The following is a 4969-nucleotide window of genomic DNA, read 5'->3' as shown; positions in this document are numbered from 1 at the left end:
ACTCAACCTCCTTATCATCTTCTATCCTTATCTTATCACATCCGGACTTCTATGAAAAGAGCTATAACTCCAACTTTATCTATTTCAGCTGAATCTTCTATTAATGTGAGAGATAATTGATCTTTGAATTCATTTGCTACGCTGATATTTGTACCACATTCGTATGTTTTTGATTGATATAATGGACTAATAAGTAATTTTACTTTACTGCTCCCATTACCATTATCTTGATAGCTGAGTCCGTAAGCAACTCCATTCCCCTCAATTAATTCTACGTTTGTTGGATTAAAACCTATCGCTTCTTTAATTTCCGGTGTATTTGAGTTGATCCCAAGCAATCTTCTTAATATAGACATAATTTTATTTAAAATATTAATAAAATGCTATTATGATTACTCCTGTGTGTTAATGTCAATGAAAATTTTAACTAAAATTAAAAAATTAATATAATATTTTATACTAAAAGGTAAATATAAGCTTGAAGAGGGCTAAGAAGCTTTATGCTATTTCTCAAAAAACCAACAATTGCAATCATTGGTTCTACAGGTATAATCTGTTAAAGTTTACACGAGTCTCATGAATGATAGAAAAAGAAGAGCAGTTTAGTTTTACATCAGAAAACCTCAAGAAAGCGGGAAAGTTTATAGAGATGTATCCCAAAGGTAGAGAAGGTAGTGCTGTTATGCCTTTACTATATCTGGTTCAAGAGCAATGCGGATGGGTTTCTGAATCTGCTATGCGTTATGTTGCTGATATGCTGCATATTCCACATATTCGTGTATATGAAGTGGCAAATTTTTACACCATGTATAATTTAAAACCAGTAGGCAAATATCTAATACAAATTTGTAGAACAACTCCTTGCTGGTTGTGCAATAGTGAAGAAGTTTTAAATACCTTTAAAAAAAAACTTGGAATCAATATCGGTGAGACTACTAAAGATAATTTGTTCACTTTAAAAGAAGTTGAATGCCTAGGTGCATGCGTTAATGCTCCCGTTGTGCAGATCAATAATGACTTCTATGAAAATCTTACTCCTGAGAAAGTAGAAAACATCATAACAGAACTTTCAGGCAAATAGATGAAAGAAGAATTTTCATTCAAGAGAATCAAGCAATCAGGTTCTGCAAGAGTTGGAACAATTAAAACTCCAAATGGAAGCGTAGAAACCCCCGCTTTTATATTCTGCGCAACAAAAGCTGCAATTAAAGCTGCAGATATTGAAAGAATAAGTGAAGCTGGTACCCAAATCATACTTTCCAACACCTATCACCTAATGCTTCAACCAGGAGAGAATACTGTTGCAAAACTTGGTGGTTTGCGCAAGATGATAGGATGGAATGGGCCAATGCTAACTGACTCAGGTGGATATCAGATATTTAGCTTAGGCCACGGATCAGTTTCGGAAGAGATAAAAGGAATAAGAAAAAAACAAAAAACTTTGATCAAAATTAATGAGGATGGGGCAATTTTTCGTTCTTACATTAATGGTAAAATTTATTGCTTAACTCCTGAAAAATCTGTACAAATTCAACAGAAATTAGGTGCAGATTTAATCCTAGTTTTAGATGAATGCACTCCATTTCACGTAAGCAAAGAATACACAGCAAAATCAATGCTCATGAGCCACAGATGGGCTGAACGTTCTTTAAATGAATTTGAAAAAAACAATAATGGCAAGCAGGCACTGTATGGAATTAGTCAAGGCGGAGTGTATCAAGATTTACGTAGAGAAAGTTGTGATTTTATCAACGATTTGCCATTTTTTGGTCAAGCAATAGGTGGATCACTTGGTCAAAGTAAAGAGCAGATGCATGATGTAGTTTCTTTCACTATGGACCACCTGAAAAAAGACAGGCCTACTCATTTGCTTGGTATTGGTGGAATTGTGGACATCTTTCGCGGAGTAGAGCTTGGAATTGACACGTTTGATTGCGTGCATCCAACCCGCTTAGCAAGGCATGGTGGCGCACTTGTTAAAGTAAAAAACAGAAATTCTATTTCTTCAAAGTGCAAAGAGCATATTAATTTGCGGAATCAACGATTTGAGCTGGACAACAACCCAATTGAAAGTGACTGTTTATGCTTTACCTGCAGAAAACATTCAAGAGCTTATATACACCATTTACTGAAAGCTAAAGAGCTCCTGGCTTACACGCTCGTTACCATTCATAATATTTTCTTTATGAATAAGTTAATGGCATCAATAAGGCAGGCTATATTAGATGATAGGCTAGATCGGGAGAAAAATAATTGGATTAGTGAGATACCACTACACTGTGAATTATACACCTAGTTCATATTTTTCTACGCTTATTTTATATTCCCTAAAACAGAAAAAGCCTTCCTCTTCCTACTCTGTCTTCCTTGGCTAATCCATAGTTAGCGTCTTTTGCACATGTGCGTTGCATTTTTTAATCTTCTTTAAAAACTTGACAATACATGACAACACTGGTATGTTAAAAATATAGTTTTTGTGAGGTATTTATGGTTAACAATAAAGAAAAACATCAAATAGCGTTTTGCGTTTCAGCCGTTACATTCTTAGCTGGGTTATCATTAATCGCAACTGCAATTGCAGTGGGTACCGTACCTGCTATAGCTGCTTGTCTAGTGATAGGAGGAATTTTGACTGTCTTGTCTGGTGTGCAAGCAGTAGAAAGCTATTTATTTTTACGAAACAGCGAGAAAACTTTGAATAAACTGATAAGTAATATACGCGATGAACCAGAAAGTAAACTTTTTATAGAAAGGATTTTGCAACCGTTCATTGAACTTTTTAGTGAGCTTAAGCAACATAATTAAAGTACACTAAGCTTTAAGCATAGAAACCACTTTATCGTAACTTGGCAATGATTCAATTTCTCCAATTGCAGCTAGAGTGGTTTTTTCATGCTGAGATAACAATTCTTCTGCTGCTTTTTTTACGTTAGCAGTGGTAACTGCACTAATTTTTTCTATTAATTCATTTTTACTGATGTACCTATTATAGTTACCGTAGTAGTGTCCCAATGTTTCAGCACGTGAGCTAACACTTTCGCGTGACATTAAAATTTGGGATTTTACTCGCTCTTTCACTCTATTTACTTCTTCTTCCTTCAGATCATCTGTAGACAACTTCTTCAACTCTGTCGTTATAGATTTTAAAAGCTTATCTAAGTTACTACTGTCTGTACCAGCAAAAATGGAAAACATTCCTGTATTAGTATAGCTGGAATTAAATGAATAAACAGAGTAAGCTAATCCCTGCTTTTCCCTTACTTCCTGGAATAAACGTGATGACATTCCGCTCCCTAATATAGAATCAAGCACTTGAAACGTGTGATATTTATCGTCATGGCGAGAAACACTAGGTAGACCAATTAGCAAGTGTACCTGATCTAATTTACGATGTTCTAAATACTCACCACCAGTACAGCTCGCATTTTGGCTTTTTTTCAGCTTTTTAGAATGAATCTTTGAGAGAAAATCTTTGGTTAATGCAACAACTTCTTCATGTTCAACATTTCCTGCAACGGCAAATAGCATATTCTCACCAAAGTAATGCTCATTTATGTAATTATCTAGATCTCCTCGAGTAAAAGATTTTACAGTATTTTGCGTGCCTAAGATTGACCTACCAAATGGTTGGTCTTTATAAGCTGCCTCAAAATATTTGTCGAAAATCATGTCACTTGGTGAATCATTAGTTTGAAAAATCTCTTGTATTACAACACCCTTCTCACGTTCCAATTCATCTTCTGGAAACGTGGAATTCATCAATATATCTATTAATATATCAATACCAGTTTTTATGTCTTTCTTGAGGACTTTTGCATAATAGGTGGTGCTTTCCCTACCGGTGCTAGCGTTGAAAACTCCACCTATGTCATCAAAAGCTTTTGCAATTTCAAAGGCAGTTCTTGTCTTCGTCCCTTTGAAAGCCATGTGTTCTAAAAAATGGGATATTCCATTTTGCTTTGCACTTTCTGCTCTACTGCCAACACCAACTCGTATGCTTAAAGCTACGGAATCAATATCACGCACCTGCTCAGTTATTATGCGCAGACCATTATCTAATTTTGTTACCCGGGGTATATTCATCTCATATATTCTTCTAAGTTCTCTTCTGCAAAATCCCAATTAATCAAATGATCAAGGAAAACTTTTATGTAGTCAATTCTACGGTTTTGACAATCTAAATAATAGGCGTGCTCCCACACATCCATAGTGAGTAGTGGCACTTGGCCATAAATTATTGGCAAATCTGCATTTGGAGTCTTGGTGATTTTGAGCTTTCCTAACCTACCTTTTTCGAGCACTAACCATACCCATCCACTGCCAAACTGGCTTACTCCATGACTCGAAAATTCTTCATAAAATTTATCAAAGCCACCGATATCGTCTTGAATTTTTTTTGCTAGAAGACTACCATCTTTAGGCTTACCACCACCATTTTTTTTCATTGAATTCCAATAAAAAGTATGGTTCCAAACTTGTGCTGCATTATTAAATATAGGCAAGTTGCCGCTATTACCATGCACTTTTGTTATTAATTCCTCAATTTTTACATGTTGATAATCTGTATTTTCAACTAGCTCGTTGAGTTTATTTAAATATCCTTTATGGTGCTTATCATAATGAAAATCTAAGGTTTTTGCAGATATATAAGGCTCCAAAGCTGTTTTATCGTATGGTAATTCAGGTAAAGTAAAACTCATAAAAACCTCTTTATTTCTAACCTACTTGGATGGTAGGGCAATATATGCTTTTGTGCAACATATAATTAATAGCTAAAACATTTAGGTATCTATTGCTTTATTCTAAATTATACTACAATAACGATTATTATATAAGCCATAGAAATGGATTAAATGCAAAAGTTACTTGACACCCTTCGCCAACCCCCTTATCATGAAGCTGAAGCTATTTATTTATCTTCTCTGTACAGATTAAATGACAAAAAAACTCACGTATCTGGCGTCTCATG

6 protein-coding genes are annotated in these 4969 nt (G+C 34.9%); 3 read left to right on the top strand and 3 right to left on the bottom strand.

Going from position 1 to position 4969, the window contains the following annotated elements; all coding sequences use genetic code 11:
• Positions 1 to 35: 35 nt before the first annotated feature.
• The gene (locus ACIPNH_RS00510) at positions 36 to 356 is read right to left on the bottom strand and encodes a hypothetical protein (RefSeq protein WP_400770876.1); all 321 of its coding nucleotides are present in this window, start codon (positions 354 to 356) and stop codon (positions 36 to 38) included.
• 224 nt (positions 357 to 580) lie between these two features.
• Here ACIPNH_RS00510 and nuoE point away from each other — a divergent pair, with 224 nt between their 5' ends.
• The 3 genes from nuoE (at position 581) to ACIPNH_RS00495 (ending at position 2805) form a co-directional block, all read left to right on the top strand.
• Positions 581 to 1081, top strand: coding sequence for an NADH-quinone oxidoreductase subunit NuoE (gene nuoE / locus ACIPNH_RS00505; RefSeq protein WP_010962799.1), 501 nt, complete (start codon positions 581 to 583; stop codon positions 1079 to 1081).
• A complete protein-coding gene (gene tgt / locus ACIPNH_RS00500; protein ID WP_151807958.1) occupies positions 1082 to 2296 on the top strand; it encodes a tRNA guanosine(34) transglycosylase Tgt in 1215 nt (404 codons plus the stop codon).
• A gap of 191 nt (positions 2297 to 2487) precedes the next feature.
• Entirely contained in the window at positions 2488 to 2805 is a 318-nt protein-coding gene (locus tag ACIPNH_RS00495) for a WD_0736 family protein (RefSeq protein WP_010082444.1), read from the top strand.
• A 6-nt stretch (positions 2806 to 2811) separates the two neighbouring features.
• On the opposite strand, the gene ACIPNH_RS00490 is transcribed toward ACIPNH_RS00495, so the two are convergent.
• Both ACIPNH_RS00490 and ACIPNH_RS00485 read right to left on the bottom strand, forming a co-directional pair.
• Positions 2812 to 4083: a M16 family metallopeptidase gene (locus ACIPNH_RS00490; protein WP_400770873.1), complete on the bottom strand. Its 1272-nt coding sequence runs from the start codon at positions 4081 to 4083 to the stop codon at positions 2812 to 2814.
• A complete protein-coding gene (locus ACIPNH_RS00485; protein ID WP_010082437.1) occupies positions 4080 to 4700 on the bottom strand; it encodes a superoxide dismutase in 621 nt (206 codons plus the stop codon). The genes ACIPNH_RS00490 and ACIPNH_RS00485 overlap by 4 nt, the downstream gene beginning before the upstream one ends.
• Between the last annotated feature and the right edge of the window lie 269 nt (positions 4701 to 4969).

Origin of the sequence: Wolbachia endosymbiont of Drosophila barbarae, from assembly GCF_044752445.1 — a bacterium.
Classification (GTDB): domain Bacteria; phylum Pseudomonadota; class Alphaproteobacteria; order Rickettsiales; family Anaplasmataceae; genus Wolbachia; species Wolbachia pipientis.
This window is presented reverse-complemented; position numbering and strand designations above follow the sequence as displayed.

Coding starts and splice junctions, on each gene's coding strand:
- ACIPNH_RS00485 (WP_010082437.1), bottom strand. CDS start 4,700: ATGAGTTTTACTTTACCTGAATTACCATACGATAAAACAGCTTTGGAG.
- ACIPNH_RS00495 (WP_010082444.1), top strand. CDS start 2,488: ATGGTTAACAATAAAGAAAAACATCAAATAGCGTTTTGCGTTTCAGCC.
- ACIPNH_RS00510 (WP_400770876.1), bottom strand. CDS start 356: ATGTCTATATTAAGAAGATTGCTTGGGATCAACTCAAATACACCGGAA.
- tgt (WP_151807958.1), top strand. CDS start 1,082: ATGAAAGAAGAATTTTCATTCAAGAGAATCAAGCAATCAGGTTCTGCA.
- ACIPNH_RS00490 (WP_400770873.1), bottom strand. CDS start 4,083: ATGAATATACCCCGGGTAACAAAATTAGATAATGGTCTGCGCATAATA.
- nuoE (WP_010962799.1), top strand. CDS start 581: ATGATAGAAAAAGAAGAGCAGTTTAGTTTTACATCAGAAAACCTCAAG.